We start from the raw sequence: 3727 nt of genomic DNA on the forward strand, positions 1-3727 counted from the left end.
GCCGACGTACGCCTCGACGACGAAGGCCTCGACCTGCTGGCCGTAGCGCCGGACGTCCTCCGCCAACCGGACGCGGTCCACCTCGCGTTCCGTCCCGAGGTCGACGGTGACCCGCCCCGGTGACGTGGCTGTCCGGGCGCCGCGCGCCAGGTCCTCGGGCAGTTCCCGGTCCACGCGCTCGCGGAACTCGCGCAGCCGCGCCACGTCCGGGTCCGCCAGCAGGCCGTCGGTGTCCGGTGGCACATTGAGCAGCAGCACCGCGTTGCGGCCCACGGACCCGAAGTAGATGTCGATCAACTCCTCGACGCTCTTGGGGAGTTGGTCCGGGTGGTAGAACCAGCCGTCGTGGATCGACACATCACACTCGGCCGGCCACCACTGGAGGTAGTCGGTGTTCGGCTGCGCCGCCACGAGCGCGCTACGACTGCCCTCGTCGGGGGTGTCGTAGGACAGCGCCCAGTCCGTGCGGCCGTACTGCTCCTCCTTGACCGGCAGGACGCTCCACTCGTCCTCCCGCGCGGTGCCGCCCTCGTTGCCCACCCAGCGCACGTCCGGTCCGGTCACGGCGATCGCCGCGTCCGGGGCGAGTGACCTGACCAGGGCGTACCAGCTGTCCCAGTCGTAGTCCTCGACCTGGCCCGGCGGGATGCGGCCCTGGGCACCGTCGAACCACACCTCGTCGATCGGGCCGTACTCGGTCAGCACTTCGTAGAGGGTGTTGAGCATGTGGGCGCCGTAGTCGGTCGCGTCCAGCGTGTAGAAGGCGTCCGGAGTACGGTCGTCGCCGTCGACAAGGGTGGGGACGGTGCGTGAGGTGCGTGCGCTGCCGTTGGCGTAGACGCCGTGGAGGTACTGGTTCTCGTCGGCGGGCGAGAGATAGACGCCGGCCTTGAGGCCATACCGCCGCATGGAGTCGGCGAAGGACCGCAGTACGTCCCCCTCCCCCGCACGCCAACTGCTGTAGGCCACCGTGTGGTTGGTGTAGCGGGACGGGTAGAGGACGAAGCCGTCGTGGTGCTTGACGGTGAGGATGGCGAGCTTGAAGCCGCCATCGCGCAGGGCGCGGGCCCACTGGTCGGTGTCGAGGCCGGCCGGCTGGAACACGTCCGGGTCCTCGTCACCGGTCCCCCACTCCAGACCGGTAAAGGTGTTCACGCCGAAGTGCAGGAACGCCGTCCGCTCCAGCTGCTGCCAGGCCACCTGCCGTGCGGTGGGCCGGACTTGGGAGGCCTTGCGGACCAGGTCGGCTTCGGTGTCCTCCGGGCTGACGGGGATGCGGTAGCGGGAGTCGGACGGAGGCGGGGGCGTCGCGAGGGCGGGGGTCGTGGCGGTGCCGGTCGCGGCGAAGGCGGTGGCCGAGAGGACGAAGAGACGTCTGGAGAGGGCCATGGGGTGGGACTCCTCTGGTCAGTGGGCGGTCAAGTGCCAGACTGCGGGCCGGTGTTGATCCGGCGGGTACTGTGCGAGCCCGCCGTCGTCGGCGACGCTCAGCACCATCTGTGTGATGGCGTTCACCAGCCGGTAGCCGCCCGCCACGGGCGCCAACTCCCAGCGCTGCATGGTGTTCGCGGCGTCGCAGGGCTGCGGGGTGGCCGCGACTCCCGGCTGGAGCGGCACGTTGAGGGTGAGCCTGCCGCCCTGTATCTCCAGACAGCCGTCGGCGGTCCGCACCGTCGCGTAGCCGTCCGGCGTGCGCTGCACGGTGGCGTCGAAGGAGGCGCCCGCCGTCCGGAAGGTGTACGTCCCGTCCGTCACCGGTACCCGGGTCAGGTCCCGCCATCCGGGCGCGTGCCCAACCGCGCTGCCCCGTGCGGTGAATTGGGCGTAGGTGGCGTCGGGGTGCGGGTCGCCCCAGGTCGCCTGGGCGAGGTGGCGCAGCGCGGGCTCGGTGTCGGTGGCGACCTCGTTCTCGGTCTCGCCGCGCCCGTTGTCGGGCCAGAGGCTGATCTTCGCCCCGGTGATTCCGGCGCTGGAGGTCAGCTTCTCGCCCTCGAAGCTGCGCGGGTCCCAGCTCTGGTCGTACAGCGACTCGGTGTCGCTGTGGAAGCCACCGCGGACGAGGTAGAGGGAGTAGGCCGCGTTCATCAACGGGTAGCCCTGGGCGATGAGTTGGCTCGGTTTCTCCGTGACGTTCAACCAGTGCTCGACCGTTGTGCCCGCCGCCACCGGCACGGTGTTGGCGCCGGTGAGCCCGTCGTTCCAGATGCGCAGCCTCTTGCCCTTGCTCGCGGCGTAGGCCTGGACGCGGTTGATGAAGTCGATGTAGGCGTCCTGCGGGGTGGCGTTCGCGCCGTACTTCTCCTGGGCGTAGCGCAGCATCTGCGGGTACTTGGAGTAGTCGGAACCGAGCATGTACTCGTCGGCGCCCATGTGCCAGCTCGTCGCGGTGAAGACCTGCGCGTACTCGTCCATGAGGCTCGTGTAGTAGTCGAAGGCCGCCTGCTGGGTGACGTCGAGCCGGGCGGGCTGCTTGTTGCCGTCGCTGTCGGTGAGCTGGAGGTCGGGGCGGTTCTCTATCCACGGGTCCATGTGGCCCGGGGAGTTGATCTCCGGGATGATCTCGACGTGGTATTTGTCGCCGAGGGCGACGAGGCGGCGCAGCTCGTCCTTGGTGTAGTAGCCCCAGGTGTCGGCCTCCGGGTGCGCGTCGCTCTTCACCTTGAGTTCCAGGAGCAGTTGGTTGAGCTTGTGGTACGCCATCTCGCGCACCAGGTTCTCCAGCCAGGGCAGGGAGATGTGGATGTAGCAGGCGCAGACGCCGACCCCGCGTTCCTGGTAGCGGGGTACGTCGATCGTGTGTCCGGCCGGGATGCGGTCTCCCTGGGCGAGCAGTTGGAGGAGGGTGCGGGTGCCGTAGAAGGCGCCGGTCTCGGTCGCGCCGGTGACCGACAGCCGTCTGCCCGCCTGGAGTTCATAGCCTTCCGTGCCCAACGAGCCCTGCGTCGGCCGGACTTCGATCACGATGTCGCCGGGCCGGGCGGCACCGCCCCGTACGACGGGCACTGTTCCGTGGCCTGCCGCCTTCAGGTCGTCGGCGAGGGTGTCGGCGACCCTGCGTTCGCTCGCGCTGTCGGCCAGCAGCCGGGTCCCGGCTCCGAAGTCGTAACTCCCGGACTGCGGCGTCCAGTTGGACAGCGCGGGCACGGTCTCCGGGAGTGCCGCCTGCTCCTGCTGGGCCGCGACCGCCGGCGCTACGGGCGCCGTGAGCAGCGCGAACACCGCCACGAAGCCGATCAGCCGGAACCGTCTCTTGCTTCGCTCAGCCATGCCACTCCACCGGTCGCGATTGATCGGACGACTGATGATTGGACTGCGCTCAGGGGCTGTCAATGGGCGGCGGGAGCGGCCAAGTTGAGCCATTGATCGGATGACCAGCAGGTCAGCCGGTGCCCGCCCGGCACCGGCTCATGAAAAGTCCAAGAAGACGGCCCCGAATGTCCAAGACGAACCGCCCCTGCCGCCCAGGTCCCGCAGCCTCTCGACGCGGCGCCCCGGCCGAGGCACAGTTCTCCCTACGTACTCGCCAGTAGATTGAAGGAGCGCGCCCGTGACCAGCTGGATCGGCCGTACCGCCACCGAGATCTCCGCCGCCGTACGCGAGAAGCGGGCCACGCCCCGTGAGGTGGTGGCCGAGCATCTCGCCCGGATCGAGCGGCTCGACGGGCGGATCGGCGCGTTCCGGGTGGTGCGGGCCGAGGCCGCGCTCGCGGAGGCCGACGCGGTGGGC

The 3727-nt window shown here is 69.8% G+C and carries 2 protein-coding genes and 1 pseudogene; 1 reads left to right on the forward strand and 2 read right to left on the reverse strand.

Annotated features, from left to right (window positions below):
• On the reverse strand, positions 1–1389 hold a 1389-nt coding region (locus R6V09_RS48430), incomplete at its 3' end, for an alpha-L-fucosidase (RefSeq protein WP_317887820.1).
• An 18-nt stretch (positions 1390–1407) separates the two neighbouring features.
• Positions 1408–3267: a family 20 glycosylhydrolase gene (locus R6V09_RS48435; protein WP_317887821.1), complete on the reverse strand. Its 1860-nt coding sequence runs from the start codon at positions 3265–3267 to the stop codon at positions 1408–1410.
• A 280-nt stretch (positions 3268–3547) separates the two neighbouring features.
• Between R6V09_RS48435 and R6V09_RS48440 the strand changes: the two are divergent.
• Positions 3548–3727 (forward strand): annotated as a pseudogene (locus R6V09_RS48440) (amidase); the annotation flags it as partial.

The sequence above is a fragment of the Streptomyces sp. W16 genome, assembly GCF_033194735.1.
GTDB lineage: Bacteria > Actinomycetota > Actinomycetes > Streptomycetales > Streptomycetaceae > Streptomyces.